Source organism: Flavobacterium sp. (assembly GCF_004211145.1).
Classification (GTDB): Bacteria; Bacteroidota; Bacteroidia; order Flavobacteriales; family Flavobacteriaceae; genus Flavobacterium.
On sequence record NZ_SEBS01000006.1, the window covers coordinates 75,970 to 94,601 of the forward strand.

The 18,632-nt window shown below is 48.1% G+C and carries 15 protein-coding genes; 2 read left to right on the forward strand and 13 right to left on the reverse strand.

The annotated features are described in order from the left end of the window. Positions 1-16: 16 nt before the first annotated feature. The 7 genes from EOO50_RS04275 to EOO50_RS04305 form a co-directional block, all read right to left on the reverse strand. Positions 17-778, reverse strand: coding sequence for a LytTR family DNA-binding domain-containing protein (locus EOO50_RS04275; protein ID WP_290838211.1), 762 nt, complete (start codon positions 776-778; stop codon positions 17-19). Between the two features lie 429 nt (positions 779-1,207). Further along, complete coding sequence (locus EOO50_RS04280) at positions 1,208-3,139, reverse strand: tetratricopeptide repeat protein (protein ID WP_290838212.1); 1,932 nt, start codon at positions 3,137-3,139, stop codon at positions 1,208-1,210. A 227-nt stretch (positions 3,140-3,366) separates the two neighbouring features. After that, positions 3,367-3,789 (reverse strand): SRPBCC family protein, encoded by a 423-nt coding sequence (locus EOO50_RS04285; RefSeq protein ID WP_290838214.1) that lies wholly within the window; start codon positions 3,787-3,789, stop codon positions 3,367-3,369. Between the two features lie 93 nt (positions 3,790-3,882). After that, positions 3,883-5,679, reverse strand: a complete 1,797-nt coding sequence (locus EOO50_RS04290) for a serine hydrolase (protein WP_290838215.1) — start codon at positions 5,677-5,679, stop codon at positions 3,883-3,885. A 119-nt stretch (positions 5,680-5,798) separates the two neighbouring features. Continuing rightward, on the reverse strand, positions 5,799-6,230 hold the full coding sequence (locus tag EOO50_RS04295; RefSeq protein WP_290838216.1) for an SRPBCC domain-containing protein: 432 nt from the start codon (positions 6,228-6,230) through the stop codon (positions 5,799-5,801). 163 nt (positions 6,231-6,393) lie between these two features. Further along, the gene (locus tag EOO50_RS04300) at positions 6,394-6,762 is read right to left on the reverse strand and encodes a SnoaL-like domain-containing protein (protein ID WP_290838217.1); all 369 of its coding nucleotides are present in this window, start codon (positions 6,760-6,762) and stop codon (positions 6,394-6,396) included. A 65-nt stretch (positions 6,763-6,827) separates the two neighbouring features. Beyond that, the gene (locus tag EOO50_RS04305; RefSeq protein ID WP_290838219.1) at positions 6,828-7,535 is read right to left on the reverse strand and encodes a YafY family protein; all 708 of its coding nucleotides are present in this window, start codon (positions 7,533-7,535) and stop codon (positions 6,828-6,830) included. Between the two features lie 82 nt (positions 7,536-7,617). Here EOO50_RS04305 and EOO50_RS04310 point away from each other — a divergent pair, with 82 nt between their 5' ends. Both EOO50_RS04310 and EOO50_RS04315 read left to right on the forward strand, forming a co-directional pair. Then, on the forward strand, positions 7,618-9,669 hold the full coding sequence (locus EOO50_RS04310) for a CotH kinase family protein (RefSeq protein ID WP_290838220.1): 2,052 nt from the start codon (positions 7,618-7,620) through the stop codon (positions 9,667-9,669). Continuing rightward, a complete protein-coding gene (locus EOO50_RS04315; RefSeq protein ID WP_290838221.1) occupies positions 9,669-10,631 on the forward strand; it encodes an ion channel in 963 nt (320 codons plus the stop codon). The genes EOO50_RS04310 and EOO50_RS04315 overlap by 1 nt, the downstream gene beginning before the upstream one ends. 41 nt (positions 10,632-10,672) lie before the next feature. On the opposite strand, the gene EOO50_RS04320 is transcribed toward EOO50_RS04315, so the two are convergent. From EOO50_RS04320 to EOO50_RS04345, 6 genes are all read right to left on the reverse strand, one after another. Next, the gene (locus tag EOO50_RS04320) at positions 10,673-12,673 is read right to left on the reverse strand and encodes an FG-GAP-like repeat-containing protein (RefSeq protein WP_290838222.1); all 2,001 of its coding nucleotides are present in this window, start codon (positions 12,671-12,673) and stop codon (positions 10,673-10,675) included. A gap of 137 nt (positions 12,674-12,810) precedes the next feature. Continuing rightward, a complete protein-coding gene (locus tag EOO50_RS04325) occupies positions 12,811-14,454 on the reverse strand; it encodes an FG-GAP-like repeat-containing protein (protein WP_290838224.1) in 1,644 nt (547 codons plus the stop codon). A gap of 26 nt (positions 14,455-14,480) precedes the next feature. Further along, positions 14,481-15,629, reverse strand: coding sequence for a hypothetical protein (locus EOO50_RS04330; RefSeq protein WP_290838225.1), 1,149 nt, complete (start codon positions 15,627-15,629; stop codon positions 14,481-14,483). Positions 15,630-15,738: 109 nt separating this feature from the next. Next, positions 15,739-16,281, reverse strand: coding sequence for an acyl-CoA thioesterase (locus EOO50_RS04335; RefSeq protein ID WP_290838227.1), 543 nt, complete (start codon positions 16,279-16,281; stop codon positions 15,739-15,741). Then, positions 16,281-17,651, reverse strand: a complete 1,371-nt coding sequence (gene rmuC / locus EOO50_RS04340; RefSeq protein ID WP_290838228.1) for a DNA recombination protein RmuC — start codon at positions 17,649-17,651, stop codon at positions 16,281-16,283. Before rmuC ends, EOO50_RS04335 begins: the two co-directional genes overlap by 1 nt. A gap of 206 nt (positions 17,652-17,857) precedes the next feature. Beyond that, on the reverse strand, positions 17,858-18,127 hold the full coding sequence (locus EOO50_RS04345; RefSeq protein WP_290838229.1) for a hypothetical protein: 270 nt from the start codon (positions 18,125-18,127) through the stop codon (positions 17,858-17,860). Positions 18,128-18,632: the final 505 nt, after the last annotated feature.

Consider the following 18,632-nt stretch of genomic DNA (forward strand, 5'->3'; position numbering starts at 1 on the left):
CTTGGTTTCAGTCGGATTAGAGTGCTTTGATGAGTTCCTGTAACTTTTCTTTTTTGCTTTGTGCGATCGGGATGTTCGTGTTGTCGGCCATTATCACGTAACCGCCGTCGGTTTTTATGTACGATTTGAGATACGACAAATTGATCAGGTGCGACTGATGGATGCGTTCGAAACCGTGTTCGGTAAGCAATTCCTCGTATTCCTTGAGCGTGCGTGAAATCAACACGGGCTTGTGGTTCTTGATATAGAACATCGTGTAATTCACTTTCGCCTCGCAGCGGATGATGTCGGCGACCTCGAACAAATGAATGCCGTCGCTTGTGGAAAGTGCGATGCGTTTGAAATTGTCGACTTTCTTTCGGATATTCTCGAGCAACAAATCGATGTGTTCGAACGAATTCGTCTTTCCGACGGCGTCCTTGATCTTCGCGATCGTAACCTGCAATTCCTCGAAATCGACTGGCTTCAGGATAAAATCAAGGGCCGAAAACTTGAACGCCTTGAGCGCGTATTGCTCGTGGGCCGTGATGAAAACGATGTGCGCTTTTATCTTCCCCGACGTTTCGGCCAATCGTTCCAAAATATCGAAGCCCGTCCCGTCGCTCAAATGGATGTCGAGAAAAATCACCTGCGGTTGGAGTTTTTGGATGGCGTCGATTCCTGTCTTCACGCTTTCAGCTTCACCGATTATCGCGATGTCATCGGTGTAGCGCTCGAGTAAGGCTTTCAGGCCTTCGCGAAGGTGTTTGTCGTCGTCGATTAGGAGGGCTTTTATCATTTTTGTTGATCTGTTGATTTGTTGATTTGTTGATTTGTTGATTTGAATTGTTGTCTGCCGGGGATGATTTGGTTCTTTGTTGAATTGGTAAATTGTTGATTTGTTGATTTGTTGATTTGAATTGTTGTCTTCCGTTGGTTGCTTGTCATCCTGAACTTGTCGGAAATCGCGAACTTGAAACGTCGTTGCAGCACGTAGCCTTAATGTTCTTAATGTTCTTAATGGTTAAAATCTCTAACCCGTTTTCATCAGTTGTCATCCTGAACTCAATCGTCATCCCAACCCAAAACCCTTAATTCTCTTAACTATCTTAATTGTAAAAAAAAATTTTCTTGCGTTGTATCAAAATATTGATCCCTGCATTGTCAATTCGCGAGTTTTAAACCCTAAACCCTAAACCCTAAACCCTAATCCTAAACCCCAACCAACTCACGGCATATACTGAATCGGCAATCTCAACCGAACCCTCGTACCCGTTTCCCCATTCTCACTCGTCTCCGAAATATCGATCTGCGCGCTCTTCGCCGTCGTCGATTCCATGATTTCCAAACGCTTTCTAGTGATTTCAAGCGCCATCGATTTATGGGCCGTAACCGAGTTTTCCTTCAGTTTTATAGATTGCGACAACCCGATACCGTCGTCCTGTATCGTGCAAACCAACTGGCCGTTCTCGACATCGAAATCGACCGAGATATTCCCGTTTCCTTCTTTCGGGACCATGCCGTGCAAAATCGCATTCTCGACAAAAGGTTGGACCAACAACGGCGGCAATCCCATGTTGAATTCCACTTTTTCGCTCGACCTGATCTCAAACGTGAACTTGTTGTGGAACCGCAATTGCTCGAGCTCGAGGTAATTTTGGAGACTTTCGATTTCCTTGTCGATCGGAATCAGCGAACCCTTTGAATATTCGAGCGTCAATCGCATGAGTTTCGAGAATTTCGACAAGTATTTCAACGCCGAATCGGTGCCGTTCTGCACGATGAAACTCGAGATCGAACCCAGGCAGTTGAATACGAAATGCGGGTTCATTTGCAGGTGAAGCGCTTTTTGCTCGTATTCGGCGACTTCTTTTTGTAGCGTCAATCGGCGTTTTACCTGGCGTCGGTTATAAATGGCTATGATCAATCCGATGAGCAGCAAAGCCGCCAAACCTGACAGGATCATGAACTGTGTCTGCCGTTTGTTCTTCTCGTGCAGCAACGCTTCCTTTTTCTGGTACTCGAAATCCATCTCGGCGAGCGCGAATTTCTTGGTGTTTTCAGCGTTTACGATGCTGTCTCGCGCCGAAATGTAATGTTTGTAATGCGTGAGCGCTTTGTCAGGTTGGTCGAGTCCGTCATAAATTTCACTGAGCAATTTTTCCGAATGATATTGCTGGTCGAGATTGGCGATCTCTTTAGCGTAATCGAGCGATTTTTGGGCGAATGGAAGCGCAATGGCAAACAATTTCCCGTCGGCGTGCAGTTTCCCGATATTGTACAAAGCCAGCGACGCGCCGAATTTGTTCGACAATTCCTCGTAAATCCCAACCGACTTGTTATAGTTTTCAAGCGCCGCGACGTTATTGCCGGTCTTGCTGTAATAATCGCCGTAATAATTGTACAGCAATCCCGAGCCGCGTTTGTTGTCGGTCTCGTCGAACAAAATTTTCGATCTGTCGTAGTATTTTTTGGCTTCGGCGATATTTCCTTTCTCGTAATGGATCACGCCGATGTTCATCAACGTAGTCGCCGCTGCCTGTTCGCCCGTTTCCTGCTGAAGCGCGAACGCCTTGTTCAGGTATTCAAGCGCCTTGTCGAGATTCGTTTGTGATTTGTAGACGATCGCGATGTTGTTGTACGCCTTCGATTGCATGGCTTTGTTGCCAGTCTCGGTGAACAATCGCAACGCTTCCTGATAGTTCGAAAGCGCTCTTGAATAATTGCTTTGCTCCGAATACACGACGGCGATGCTTGCGTGAGCCCTTGCCAGGTTGTTCTTCAAATATGAATTTTCCTCGTCGTCCTGAAGTAATCCTGAGAATCGATTCTGTGCTTGTTGGAACAATTGCAACGCTTCAGGATATCGGCCCGTGAGGAGTTTCGCGTTTCCCTGGTTGATCCAAGCCGAAGCCTGTCCGAAACCGTATTGGTTTTTTGCCGCCAACGTTTCGGCCTGTTTCGCATAATAAACCGACGAATCCAATTGGCTGTCGCGATACAATAACGACAATTTGTTGAACGCGTTCACCTTGACCGTATCGGTTTTCGCGGCACGAATCACGCGTTTCAAGCTGTCGGCCTGGACTTGCTGGGCGCCGCAAAAAACGGGTAGGGCAATGGCCAGCGAAAGTGTCAGGTGTTTGAAGTTTGTTCTCAAAGCGCGTTCGTTAGGTTATCTAGAAACAAAGATAAACGAAGCTTTGGGTTTACACGGGTGCGATTATTATTTGGGAGATTTGGGTTATTATTCCGGTGGTGTGGATTTTTTCGATGTATCGGAAACGAAAACGTCCTGCGGTTTGCAAGACGTTTTTTTGTTTTTTTCGTTTCGGGTTTAGAGTTTCGGGTTGGAATCGGTAGCGTAAACTCTAAACCCTTAAACTTTCAACCTTTCTCCACGTATTTCTTAAAATTGTCCAGGATCGCCTGCCAACCGCCGCGCTGCATCTCGATCGGGTTCTGGTTTTCGGCGTCGAAAGTTACCGTAACGTCGACCGAATCGCCTTTCGCATCGAATACGTTTTTGACTTTACGACCGTCGGCCATCGCGTACGAAATCAAATGATTTTCTTCGACTTCGGTGTAATCGCCCGCAAAATCGAAACTCATGCTGCCGTCTTTTGCCGCCATCGTATAGGAGAAACTTCCGCCTTCGCGAACATCATTGCTGGCTTTGGGCGCGTGCCAATCATCGGACGGGCTGTTCCAATTCATCACGTGATTCGCATCGTTCCAATAGCTCCAAACTTTTTCGATCGGCGCATTTACCGTCGCTTTGACTGTAATTTTTTCAAATTTGGTTTCCATGATTAAAGTAATTGATTGCAGTACAAAGATACGGCTGTGGTTCGCGATCGCGGCTGTGTGAAAGTGACAATTTCATGGTGCGATTGCGCAAAGTCACAAAACCTTTTTGACTTTGTATTCGCCCGACGGATCTTTCTGCGTCATTCCCGTGACCACATTGTTTTCCACGTTGAATTCGACCGTCGTATCCGGATATTCCTTTAGCGAAAACACGCGTTCCTTTTTTGGGATGAGTTGCATGGCGGGCGCGCCCGGGAACAAAACCGAGAGTCCATCGCCCTTTGTCGCGACTTCTAGAATTACTCCGTTCGGCAACGTGTATTTTCCCGTGTAGAGCGCGAGGATTTTCGGGTCTTTCAACGAAGCGTCGGCTTTTTTGGTGAACGTTTGGGTGTTTTCGTCGATCACCATGTCAAAACCTGAAATCTCGCCCTGCGGATCGGTTCGGAAATTACACGACCAAAGCCCGTCTTCAGGATCGTCGGTCGAATCGAAACGGTCGTAATGATAATGGTTCAAAGGAAGCGAAATGTTGTCGCGCGTCAATTGATAACCCGTTCCGACTTGGGTAATCGAAATCGTCCCGTAGGCTTCGTTTTCGTAATTTCCGAGGTAATCCTCGAATTTGTGGGACGGCTTCGTATCCGGGATTTTAGCTTGTCCCGCTTTGGAACGGCCTTCGGTCCCGGCTTTTTTGCCCGCGAGTCTGTCCTTCAAATAACGTCCGCTCCAGTCGGTTTGCGTCATTCCAAGCATGCGTTCGAGCACATTGAACGGAATCACGCGCGTCAACGGAACACTTTGCGAACCGATCGCAAACATGATCACGCCGATTTTCTTCTCGGGCAAATAGGCGATTTGCGAATAAAATCCCGGGAGCGCGCCTCCATGCCAAGTGACTTGCTGGCCGCGGTATACCAAAATGTCGCGACCCATTCCGTACATCGGATTCTGGATTTCGGTATAACCTTTGGCGAGATTCGACGCATTCGATTCGGGGATTGAGGGCTGCAAGGTTTGTGCGAGCACTTTCGCGGGCAAAACCTGGTTTCCGTTGTATTTTCCTTCGTTCATGAGCGCCGCGAGCCAATGCGACAGATCGTCGATGTTCGAAATGATGCTTCCGCAAGGCCCGACGCCATCGGTGTCCGAGTAAAACGGAATTTGCTCGAGCGCATTCGAATCGCGGTTTTCATTGAAAGGCACGCCATAATCGGACTGCTTCATCATGTCGGACGCTGAAAAGACCGTGCTGTTCATGTCAAGAGGCGCGAAAATGTTCTTGCGCGTGAAGTCTTCCCAAGTCAGGCCCGATTTCATCTCGATGATTTGCCCGACGGCCGCGTACATCAAATTGTTGTACAGGAATCCTTGGCGAAGCGGTTGGCTCGGTTCGAGGAATTTCAAACGATCGAAAAGTTCCTGCCGATTGAACTTCGATTTGAACCAAAGCAAATCGTGACGTGAGATTCCGGTTCTGTGGGCGAGCATGTCGCGCAAGGTCACGGAATTGTCGAGTTCGGAATTGTAGAATTTTATCGTCGGGACCGATTCGCGGATCGGTTTGTCCCACTCGAGTTTTCCCTGATCGACCAACATTCCCGCGGCGACCGTCGTAAACAATTTGGTGTTTGACGCGATCGGAAACAAAGTTTTTGAAGTCACGGGAAGTTTTTTCGCGTAATCGCGGTAGCCGTAGCCTTTCGCGAAGACGAGTTTCCCGTCGACCACGATGCCGACACCGACGCCCGGCGTGTTCCAATCTTTCAGGATTTTGTCCATGTACGCGTCGAAACCCTTGAGTTTCTTATCGACGTCGGTTTGGGCCGAAGCCACGGAAGCAACCAGCAAAGCCACGACGGCCAGCCGTAAAAACGTAAATTTTTTCATGATTGTGTTTGTTAAGCAGTTTAAAGATAGTGCTTTACAATTATTAGAGATAAAAAAATATACGAAAGACGGAATTTTTATACGAACGACATTATTATTGTCTATTGGTATTTTATTATTTATTCGATGTAGTCGGCGAACGCCTGGATGAAATGCGTCCAACCGCCGTTGAAGCTGCCCGGTTCGAAATTCGGGTCACCGTTGGCTTGGAAACTTTCGAGTCCGGAATGTGTGAGCGTGAGTTTCGTGCCTCGCTCGACGCTTTCGATTTCGAAGCTTAATGTCGAATCGCCTTCAATTGCGGGATACAGCCATTTGTAGGCGATTTTTTTGTTTTCGATGACTTCGGTCACGATCCAGCGATGTAGATAGGGTTTGCCTTCGGGACCGGCTTCGAATTCGGTCGTGAATCCGATTTCGGGCTTGAAATCCGCGAGCATCGGGAAATACCATTGGCGCATTTGTTCGATTTCGGTGAGTGCTTTCCAGACTTTTGAAATCGGCGCGTCATAGGTGCGCGTTAAAACGATTGCTTGCTGTGATTTTTCCATGGTTGTATCTTTTTGTCCGATGACCGTTTGGATGCAAAAATAAGAAACCGTCGACTACATCACTTTCAATGTCATTCGAAAAATCCGTTCACGAATCAGCCAAAAACCAAAAATAACTCTTTGACCCGGCCATTTCTGTTCGTCCGTGTCAAAGAATTTCTAATCAATGGAAGTCGTCGTAGAAGAATTGCTCGGCTACGATCTTGCCATCGCGAACTTCAAAAACACCAATTTCCTCTTTCAATTTCCGCGACCCTTTTATGGTAACGTCCATTCCCATCGCGCACGCGAAATGGAATGTCGAAACGATCGGGGCTTTGCAAAATCCCGAGTGGAATTCATCGACGAGTTCGAAGAAAATTTTTTCTTTTTCCTTGTAGGCTTTCGTGCCTTCGACGCGCAAGGGGACGTTCGAATCGTTCTCGGGCTCTATGCTTACGATGTCGGGTGAATACAGTTCGTTGATGATTTGCTCATTTTGGCCGGTTTGTGCCAGTTCGTAATAACGGTCGGCGACTTGTTGTGTTGTCATGATTTCTTTTTTTATCGTTGATACGGCAAAGTTAAACGGCCGATGTGACAACAGTGTGGCAAGGGTCATTCATTGCCGTATATTTTTTTCAGGTAGTGTTCAAACGTCACGTTCTGTGGAACGAAATTTTGGTCGGTGTACGAAAGTGACTCGATTCTCTTGAGGGAGAACGACCGAAAATCGTCTCGTGACCTGCAGAAGGCGATCAATACCCATTCGTCGTTCGAATTGCTGTACAACGCAAACGGTTCGAGTTCTCGCGTGGACGATTCGTTCGCGGCGTTTGTGTATTGAATTTTGATTACGATATGTTCGATAAGCGCTTTTTGGATGTGCAGTAAATTTTGACTCTTGGCGCCGTTCTCGGTGTAGAATTTCGTGATCGCGACTTTGTGTTCGAGGTTTTCGATTCGCTTCTTGAGCCGATTCGGAAGCACGGCCTTAATTTTTTGTGTCGCCGACCTAAACCCGTCGATCAGCGACTGATCCTTGCTCGCCATCACCAACAATTGCGCGGTCATTATCGCGTTCGCTTCGTTTTCAGAGAACATGATAGGCGGAATCCGATAACCGTCCATTAACGTGTAACCGCGTCCTTCTTCGGTCACAATCGGAACGCCCGCTTTTTCAAGCGCCCTGATGTCGCGATAGATCGTCCTCGTGGAAACGTTGAATTCATCGGCGAGAAATTGCGCGGTCAACAGGCTTTTGGATTGCAACTGAATCAAAATCGCGGTAAGTCTTGAAACTCTTTTCGTATCGTTGTCGGTCATCTTTTAATGTGCGGCTGTCGTTAAAAATAGCAGTTAACAATTTAGTAATATTAGTTACATTTGTTCACCTAAAAATCTCAAAATGAGCCAACTTTTCCCAAAATTGAAATGGTCGATATTCGTCCTTTTTTTGCTGATGCTGGCGTCGCATAAAGTTTCGGCCCAAACGTTTACCGACAGTAATTTACCGATCGTAATCATAAACACCGACATCGATCCCGACACGAATCAACCGTCTGAGATCGTCGACGATCCGCGCGTGCTCGCAAACATGAAAATCATCAAACGTCCTGACGGAACGCGCAATTACATGACCGACCAAAGCAATTCGGCGTTCTTGAATTACGACGGTCGCATAGACATCGAGATCCGCGGTTCGACCTCCCAAAGTCTCGACAAAAAGCCATACGGTCTCACGACGCGTCTGGCCGACAATGTGTCGAACAACAACGTGAGCCTGCTCGGAATGCCGAGTGAGAACGATTGGGTCTTGAACAGTTTGGCGTTCGACCAATCGATGCTTCGCGATTATCTGTCGTACAATTTGGCGCGACTCATGGGCAATTATGCGCCTCGCACCCAATATTGCGAGGTCGTCATAAACGGCGATTACAAAGGTTTGTACATGTTGCAGGAAAAGATAAAGGCCGACACGAATCGCGTGAACGTGGTCAAAATTACAACGGCCGACACGGCTGTTCCGAACGTCACCGGCGGCTACATCACGAAAGCCGACAAAACCACGGGAGGCGATCCGGTTGCCTGGTATATGGATTCCTACGATGGCGATACGGCTTTCATACACGAACTACCCAAACCTGAAGATGTGACGCCTTTGCAAAATACGTACATCCACGGTCAATTCAATTCGTTGCAAACCGCGGCCGGGCTGGACAATATCAGCATCAGTTCAGGATTTCCGTCGCTGATCGACATTCCGTCGTTCGTGGATTTCATGATCAGCAGCGAATATGCGTCGAACGTGGATTCGTACCAATTCAGTACGTATTTTCACAAGGATCGCGCGGGGAAATTACGTGCCGGGCCTATCTGGGATTACAACCTGACTTACGGCAATGATCTTGGCGGAATGCCGGGTCGCAGCGAATTCGACGTATGGCAGTTCGACAACGGCGATAACACGGGCGCCAAATTCTGGAAAGACCTTTTTGACAACCCGACGTTCAAATGTTACCTGTCCAAGCGCTTCCACGACCTGACGCAGCCCGGACAGCCGTTGCGACACAACAACATCGTGACGTTCATCGACCAAACTGTCGTATTGATTTCAGAGGCCGAGGCACGCGACGACCAACGTTGGAATTCCGTCACGAACTGGCCCAACCAGATCAATTATGTAAAAACGTGGTTGCTCAACCGCATCACGTGGATGACCAACAACATCGGCCCGTACACGAATTGCAGCCCGACGGTTCCGCAGCTCGTGATCAATCGCATCAATTACAATCCGGGAACTTTTGGTTCGTTTCCCGTGAGCAACGATCAGGAATTCATCGAGATCAAGAATGCCGGTTCGACCACGGTTACGTTGACGGGAATTTACTTCAGTTACCTTGGGATTTCATACAATTTCCCGAACAATTCAACACTGGGCGCGGGGCAAAGCGCGTTCATAGCGAGCAACACCGCGACGTTTCAGAGCCGTTACGGTTTTGCCGCATTCGGGCAATTCACGCGCAATTTGTCGAACAACACCCAAAAACTCGTGCTTGCCGACGCTTGGGGAAATGTGATTGATATTGTGGAATACGACGACGACGCGCCTTGGCCGAACGCTGACGGAAACGGTTCGTACCTGCAATTGACGAGTACAAGCCTCGACAACGCTTTGGCTTCGAGTTGGATCGCGACATCGTCGAGTTTGGAAGCGCCGCAGTTTTCGGTTTCGACAGTCCAGTTGTTTCCGAATCCGACTAACGGGTTTGTGAACGTCTCGGCCTCGTCTGAAATTTCGGCGATCAATATTTTCGACATCAGTGGCCGACTCGTGAAAACGCTGGCTGCGAATTCGTCGGAAATTCAAATCGACCTTAACGGTTTCACAAGCGGAATTTACCTGCTCGACATCAAATCAATAAATGGTTCAAGCATACAAAAGGTCGTGAAACAGTAATGGCGATATTCAAAAAGGTGAACGAAAACGCGAAAGCGACCGAGAATTCCGGTTACGGAACGAATCCGTCGAACTACGGCGGACGCTTCATAAACAAGGACGGTTCGTCAAACGTCGTCAAGCGCGGCATGCCTTTCTTGAACCGGATCAGTTGGTATCACACGCTTATCGACATGCCGACGTGGAAATTCCTATGCGTGCTTTTCTTGTTTTACACGGGAATCAATTTCTTTTTCGCCTGCCTTTACTACGGAATCGGCGTGGAATCTCTCGACGGCATCGAGAAAGGCGGAGCGGAATGGGTAAAATTCGGGAAGGCGTATTTTTTCAGTGCCCAGACGTTTACGACAGTCGGATACGGCCACATCAGCCCGAACGGATTTTTCACGAGCGCACTCGCGGCCACCGAAGCGCTCACGGGTTTGTTGAGTTTCGCGATCGCGACGGGTTTGTTCTACGGCCGATTCAGCAAGCCGCGCGCTTTCCTGAAATTTTCGGATAAAGCGGTCGTCGCGCCTTATCGTGACAAAACGGGTTTTATGGTTCGTCTCGCGCCTTTCAAAAATACCAATCTGCTTGACGCCGAAGCCAAGATGACCTTGGGAATGAGCGTCGAGGAAAACGGTTCGGTCACGAATAAATTCTATGTGCTCGATCTCGAGATGCAACGCATCAATGCGCTTACCTTGAGTTGGACGTTGGTGCATCCGATCACCGAGGAAAGCCCGTTCTTCGGGTTCTCGAAAGATGATTTCGAAAAACTCGAAGGCGAAGTCATCGTTTACGTGAAGGCGTTCGACGACATGTTCAGCACGACGGTTTCGGCGCGGACTTCATATACGTTCGGGGAAATCGTGTACGGCTCGAAGTTCGAGTTGATGTATTCGGAAAATGAAACCAACACGACCACGATTTTACATTTGGATAAGCTCGATTCACTTCGGGAAGTTCCGATGCCATAAAATTAAAAAGCCGCTAAATCGAAGCGGCTTTTTTTTGCGTTTTATCGTTTTATGAATTTTTGCACATAGGATCGGTTCTGTTCGTCGGTAATCAAAACCGTATATATTCCGCCAGACAGATTTCCAACGGCGATTTGTTTTTGGACGCTGCCTGAAAATACCTTTCTTCCGTGGATGTCAAATATCTCGGCCGATTTCAAGGCAATGTCAGTATCGTGTGAAATATTCAGGTAATCGCTCGCCGGATTCGGATAAATTACAAATGGATGTTTTTCGTTCCCGGAAACGGCGAGACTTGAGCCTTCGAGCACGAACAGCGATTCGTCGGTAGCCGGGTTTTCAATTATGTCGACGATTCCTGACGGCCATCGGATGATGACTTGTTCGATTTCCGTTGCCGATCCGATGCCAAAATGCGTGTTGAGCGAACTCATGTAACGAAATCCGTCCCCGCTGCGCACATCTCGGATCTGTTTTCCCCAGGCGCCATAAATTTCGACGCGTGCCCCGATGCCGTTGCGGTTGCTTTCGACACCTTGCAGCAGGATTTTTATCCAATGGTTCGCGTTGCCGTTGTTGAGGTAAAGCATGGATGTGTTCTGTATGTCGAGGAAGCCGTCATTATTCAGATCGCCGATAGGACCGTTGCTTACCGGGCCAACCGATACGGGTGTAAACGTCATGTTTCCATTGTTCTTCATGATCGTATTTCCTCCCGTGAAAATGTCAATCCAGCCATCGTTATCGAAATCATGCGCGACATGTTCGATATTCGTTGTCGTGAACGTATCCCAACCCGAACCCGCCGAAACCTCGGTAAACGTCCCGTCGTTGTTGTTGCGCCTTAATTTATGGCCGCCACTTCCCATCGAACTCGCGCCGATAAACGCATCCATGTCGCCATCGTTGTCGAAATCTCCCCAGGCCGATGACCAGGATTGCGAAGGTTCGGCGAGGTTGGCCGCAATGCTTATGTTCGTAAATGTGCCATTGCCGTTGTTGCGGTGCAATTCGTCGATCTGGCCGCCGCCTCCGCCGCCTCCGCATTTGGCAATGAAAAGGTCACTGTCGCCGTCGTTGTCGTAATCTACCCAAATCGAGCCGTAATTTCCGCCTTGGGCCCAATCGCCGAGTCCGCCTTGATTGAAAGTCAGGTTACCGTTGCCGTCGTTCAGGAAATAAACATTCGGATCAGTATCATGACAGACGAAAGCGTCGAGATGACCGTCGTTGTTCATGTCGACCATGTTCGAGCGCTGTGAGAAGACGTAATTTGGTGGCGACCATTCGGTAAATGCGGTGCCGGTCGCGTTTTGCTTCATGAATGTTACGCCACTGCTTCCGCCGTAGACGAGGTCAGTTTTCCCGTTATTGTCGAGATCGCCCGCGGCAATGCTCCATGATGGAGGGAAATCGGCAGTCGGAGTCGTCAATGTCGAGGATAAGAATCCGCCCGTTTGCTGGTATAGGATGTTCAGCGATGTCGGGCTCACCGAAACGATGTCGTCCAAATGGTCGCCGTCCATATCAACCACGCAAGATTTCGTCGTGCCCGCCGGGCTGATAGCCTGAGGTGAAAACGCGAACGCTGGCGCTACATAAGGCGTTTCCGAGAGTTGGAACGTGAATCCCGCGGACGTCCATCGGTTGTCGAATGCGATGAGATACGTGATACCGGATTGTGCGTAAAAAGTGTCGATCGACGCGAGCGTGTATAACGTGCCACTGTCATCGTCGCCGCCCGCGCAAGTTAGATTGCCGCATGTACCTGTGTAAATATGGAATCGGGTATCGACCGAACCATTTATGGCCAAATCAGTGGTGATGGTCACGTTGTAATTTTGCGAAGGCGTGTACGAATACCATTCGCTGGACGTCACATTGGTAGCGTTTCCCGAACAAAGCGGCGACGGTATCTGAGGTCCGTTCACGCTCGCCACCACATGCGATCCTGCAGTTATCGACAAAGCCGATGCGCAATTATCCTGGGCCTGAGAATGCAAGCACACTAAAAACAAAGCAATGAGTAAAATTTTCTTCATAAAAGTCTTTTTGTAGTTGTTTATCCTAGTAAATAAATATACTATTTATAAAGCTATGTTGTTGACTTTTAGTCAAATGTGTTCATAAAAAAAGCCCTGTCGTGAAACAGGGCTTTTTATATTGTTGTTTTCAGGAATTATTCCTTGATGAATTTTTGCGAGTAGAATTTACCCTGGGCGTCCATCAACTGAAGAATATATGTTCCGGTTGTCAATTTTTGCATATCGATCTGTTGGTTTTGCGCGGTTGACGACAACACGATTCGGCCGCTTAGGTCGAACACGTTGGCCGAAGTGATATCGGTTTGGTTCGTGAACGTGAAGTTCATCACATCCTTGACCGGATTCGGAGAAACGCTGAACGCTTTTACCGATGGGTTCACAACGGCAAGCGGGCTCGAACCTTCCAATACGAACAATGCCGCGTTCGTTGACGGATCGAGGATTTCATCGACGATTCCCGATGGCCATCTTATGATTACTTTCGTGATCGATGTCGCGCTTCCGATTCCGAAATGCACGTTCAACGAGCTCATGTTGCTGAAACCTTCTCCGCTTCGGACTTCGCGGATCTGTTTGCCCCAAGCGCCATAGATTTCAACGCGTGCGCCGATTCCCTGACGATTGCTTTCGACACCTTGAAGGTGAAGTTTTATCCATTTGTTTGCGTTTGCGTTGTTGTACCAGATCGTGCTGCTGCGGAACATATCAAGGAAACCGTCGTTGTTCAGATCGGCTACGGCTACGTCAGACGCCGGAGTCGCTTGGCCCGTGAACGTCATGTTTCCATTGTTGATGTACATTTTTCCGGTCGGGGTTTCGTTCTGCCAGATGAAATCTTCCCATCCGTCGTTGTTGAAATCCCCGTGCATGATTTCCCATGAACCAACTTCATCGGCGATTCCCGTCGAGGCGAAAATGTCAGTGAACGTGCCGTTTCCATTGTTTTTGTAAAAACGGCTGTGGTCATTTCCTTCGGGCGAAGAAACGTTTGAAAGTACGAAATCGAAATCTCCGTCGTTATCGAAATCAGCCCAAGCCGATGACCATGATTGTTTTGCATCGTTGACGCCTGCCGCGGCTCCGACCTCAGTAAATGTTCCGTTGCCGTTGTTGCGGTACAACACGTTTATGCGTTGCGGATCGGTGATCGGGGCTCCGCCTCTGCATTTCGCCATGAACATGTCTTGGTCACCGTCGTTGTCGTAGTCGATCCAAACCGTCGCATAGTTTCCTGCCAATGGGAATGACGGCATAAGTGTCCAGTCGAGGAGGAGATTTCCGTTTCCGTCGTTGCGGTAGCTGTGGCTCAAGTCGACGTCGTCGCACGCGAAGAAATCGAGATTTCCGTCGTTGTCGATGTCGATGAAGTTCGTGCGTTGTGAAAAGATATTTTCTGGATCGACCGTGAACGTATATCCCGTTCCCGTCGCATTCGCTTTCACGAACGATACGCGGCTTCCGTTCCCGATGCCCAGATCACAAAATCCGTTGGCGTCGAAGTCACCGGCCGCGATGCTCCAATCAGGTGTTCCCGAATTGACTCCGAGTCCTGAAACGGCGTACGTGCTCAACACGAAACCGCCGCCCGGTTGTTGCTTGAACACCTTCAATTGATTGGTAGCGACCGAAACGATGTCGTCGAGATAGTCGCCGTTCATGTCGACCGTACAAGGATTGTAGGATGTCGTACCGCCCAGTGGAGTAGCGGTAAAGCTCACCGCTTGCGCCACGGCCAGGACCGGAAGCGAAAACAGTGCGATTAAGTAGAATTTTTTCATTGATATAGTAGTTTAGTTGTTATGTTTTAATCACAATTTTGTTCAAGCGAATTCACCCATTCTGAAATCAGCGCGACGCCTTCCTCGTGGACCGTCGATCGCCCGATGAACGGCATCATTACCGATCCGTCGGTCGAATTGATACGATAGATAAGTTCCGAATTGTCGGCGTCGCCCGCATTCAGGACGAACGGCAAACCTTCCACATTGAATTGAGGCGTCATGCAAACCCCGAGTTGGTTGATGTCGGTGTTGCTGAAATTGAAACGCATGTCCGTATAATCGCAATGTCCTCCGACGCGGTGGCAATGCGCACAATTGACGTCGAGGTAAGAACGCACGCGCAGTTCAAGCGGTTGGCTGGCGTCGTTATAATTGACGGTCGATAGGATTTCTGACGGAATATTGCTGTCGAGATAACCTTCGGCGACCCATTTTTGCAATTGGTTGCGCTGGGACGTTCCGTAATCGAAAACATTGTTGAGGTTTTGCGGTTTCACGCCGATCGGAATCATGATTTCACCGTTCAACGTCTGGTTCACGTTGATCTTATGGCAGGTACGACATTCGCTCGCCGACGGTATTTTATAGTACGCTTCCTTCGTCTGTCCGTTCTCGACGAAACTCAAAGGCAGGAAAACACCGTTTCCTTCGGCATCCAGAAATGCATCGGTCTGTTCGTCGTTCCAGATATAATCGTAGGCGTGCCAACCCGAACTTGTAGGATTTCCTTCGGCGTCGAACGTCTCCTCGGACGTCTTGATCAACAGTCGCGTTTCGATGATGCGCTTCTCGTGGCTCGGCAACAACTCGTCATAATAGAAGTTTTTTATAAGCACGGCGCCCACGGGAAATTCGAGAGCGTTGTCGTTTCCGTTGAATGTCGCTTTCGTTCCGGGCGGCATCCACACGAAGCGTTTCTTGTGCGCGTAGTCGGTGAAAAGTTCGCTCGCGGGTTTGTAAGGCAAGACTTTATAGGCGGGTTCGAGGTTTTTGATGTCGCCCGTGAAAAATCTGTAGTCGGACAATTTCGGGTAAGGAACCTGCGTCACATCGAGTACGACGGGCGATACGGGTAGATATTCGTCTTCGTCCTCATCGCGATTACACGAGTAGAATGCGAACGTCGCAAGTAATAGCAGCAGTAAAGAAGGCAGTAGGTAATTTTTGTTCATGGAAATTTTGTGAAAGCATCAAAAATAGCAAATATTTTACATCTAACAGCATTCCTTTGAAATACCCTAATAAATAATCGAAATCGTTTTTGAATTGTCAGGAAACCTCTTAATAAATTTCAACTCGGACGTTATAATTCTTGAGCATTGACAGGGCTTCAGGCGATTTGTGATCAAAAGTCTCCTCGTGCGCCAATCGTTCTTTTTTCGTGGCGATTCTTTTCACCGCCTTGAAAAAACGGCGTACTTCATTGTAATCAGTGAGTTGCAAGCCCGGAACAACGACGTTTCCGCCTGTTTCATCTTTGGCGACCATCGTGAAATAGGACGAATTGCAATGCTTGACTTTCCCGGTTTGGATGTTTTCCGAATCGACGCGGATTCCCACGACCATCGAACTTTTCCCGACGTAATTCACTGACGCCTTCATCGTGACCAATTCGCCGATTTCTATCGGGTTCAGGAAATCGACCGTATCAACCGAAGCCGTCACGCAATAATGTCCCGAGAATTTGCTCGCGCATGCGAAGGCGATCTGGTCCATAAGCATCAGAATGTAACCACCGTGGATTTTGCCTGAAAAGTTCGAGTGCGACGGCAACATGAGTTCGGATATCGTGACCTTTGACGATTTTATAGTTTTGTATTCCATTATTCTTCCAGTAGTTGGTCCATCTCGGCATCGGCTCGTCTCAGGATGTTTTCAGGTAAGGCTTTTTTGGCTTTCGCGCCCATTTTCTTGAGGCGTTCGACACTCGTGATCAGGTTTCCTTTGCCATCAAATAATTTGTTCATCGCGTTATCGTATTCACTTTTTGAATCCTTTATCTTATTTCCAATTTTGACTAAGTCATCCATAAAACCGTGGAATTTATCGTATAACGCGCCCGCTTGTCTTGCAATCTCGTACGCGTTTTCCTGTTGTTTCTGGTTTTGCCACATCGAATCGATCGTACGCAATGTCGCAAGCAGCGTCGCGGGTGTCACGATCACGATGTTTTTCTCGAAGGCGCGGTTGTACAACGTGGAATCTTCGTTCAAAGCGGTTGCGAACGCGGGTTCGATCGGAATGAAAAGCAACACGAAATCCGGACTCTCTATTTGGTAGAGATCGTGATAATTCTTGTCGCCGAGCTGTTCCACATGACGCCTGATCGACGAAACGTGTTCCTTCAATTGCACCGCACGCAACAAATCGTCTTCCTCGTTGCAATATTTCTCATAAGCGACGAGGGAAACTTTCGAGTCGATGACCATTTTCTTTCCGTCGGGCAGGTTCACGACAACATCGGGGAACACACGTTGCCCGAATTCGTTCGTGAAACTTTGCTGCACTTCGTATTCGCGTCCTTTCTCAAGACCCGATTTTTCAAGCACGCGCTCCAGGACCAATTCGCCCCAGTTGCCTTGCATCTTCGAATCGCCTTTCAGCGCCTTGGTCAAGTTGATCGTTTCGCGGCTCATCTGCTCGTTCATTTCTCGCAAACCCAAGATCTGCTGACGCAACGCCGCATGGTAATCGATCGATTCCTTGTGCGTGTCCTCGACCTTTTTCTCGAACAATTGGATTTTTTCCTGTAAAGGTGAAAGTAGAGATGAAATATTGACTTTGTTCTGTTCGGTGAATTTCAATGATTTCTCGTCGAGGATTTTATTTGCGAGGTTTTCGAATTCCTTCGTGAACTTTTCCTGTAATTTTTCGATTTCGGCCTTTTGTTCGGAATGACGTTGCAGCAAGTTGTCGAAATCGGCTTCTTTTTTCACGAGCTGGACTTCAAAGACGTTCCTTTCGTTGCGTAAAATTTCGATATCGGCGTGTTGTCGTTCGAGTTGTTTTTCGTAGTTCAATTTGTCCGAAGCCTGTTGCGCGCGTATCAACTCCGACTGCGAATTCGCCCCAAGCAATTTCTCCTGCAACGCCGAACTCTCGGTCTTCGCCGCAGCGCTTCCGAGCATTTTCCCTATTATGATACCAACGACGAGCGCCACGCAGAACGCGACGATGATTATGATCAGATTCATGTGTTTGGATTGGCTTAAAGTGTAAAGTTATGGAAAAGGGTGCAAGGTGCAAAGTGCAAGTGTAAAGTGCAAAGTGCAAAGCGCAAGGTGCAAAGTTTAGTAAGCAACGCTGTACTTTGCACCTTGCACTCTGTACTCAGCAAAAAAAAGAATGGCCCGCCAAAGCGAACCATTCCGAGGTTAAAATCTATAGTAGATTTCAAATCTTAAAGCATCCCCAACTGAGAGTCGAAGCTCTTATTTCTGGTGCGTTCACGCATATAACTGTTGTAGATAAGCGTTCTTGCTCTTTTTTTGCTGCGGTTTACAAGTGGCGAGCTCAGCAAGATTCCCAAGATGCAAATGAAAATCAGCGTTAGCAACATGCCCATGTAGATGAGGTAATTCGCCTCAAACGAAATCCTGAAATCGACGACAAAAAAGTATCCTGACACGATAAGCGCAACGACCGAGATAAAGAGAGATAGTGATTTCATGATTATTTATTTTTAGGTTTCGACTTAGTTTAGTTGAAAAGTTTTGTCCCTTTCTGTTTTGCTAAATTAGTTTCCGGACCGCCTCGGGCTTTTACATAATTTTAAGATATTATTATATGATTGGCTTTAACATTTCCAATTGCTTGTTTTTCAGTTGATTTGGCAGCTTTTTCCCGCTGTCCGCTATAGCTTTCACCCAAAAAAAGTGTTTTGCACTTGCGCGTCGAGCTTCCGTTGGTCGCTGTCGCGCGTCGGCAAAACATGTTTTTTTGTGGTGAAAGGCTGCCGCTTCCGGCGGGGCTGGGGATTTTGGGACAGCCTTTGGCGGGAAGAGAGAAAGACGAATGACGAATGACGAATGATTAAGGACTTGTTTGGGGAATGCCTTTGGCGGGGAGAGAGAATGACGAATGACGAAAGACGAATGATGAAGGACTGGTTTGGGGAATGCCTTTGGCGGACACTGTAATGGTCGAAAGTCGAAAGTCGAAGGTCGGGATTTGGG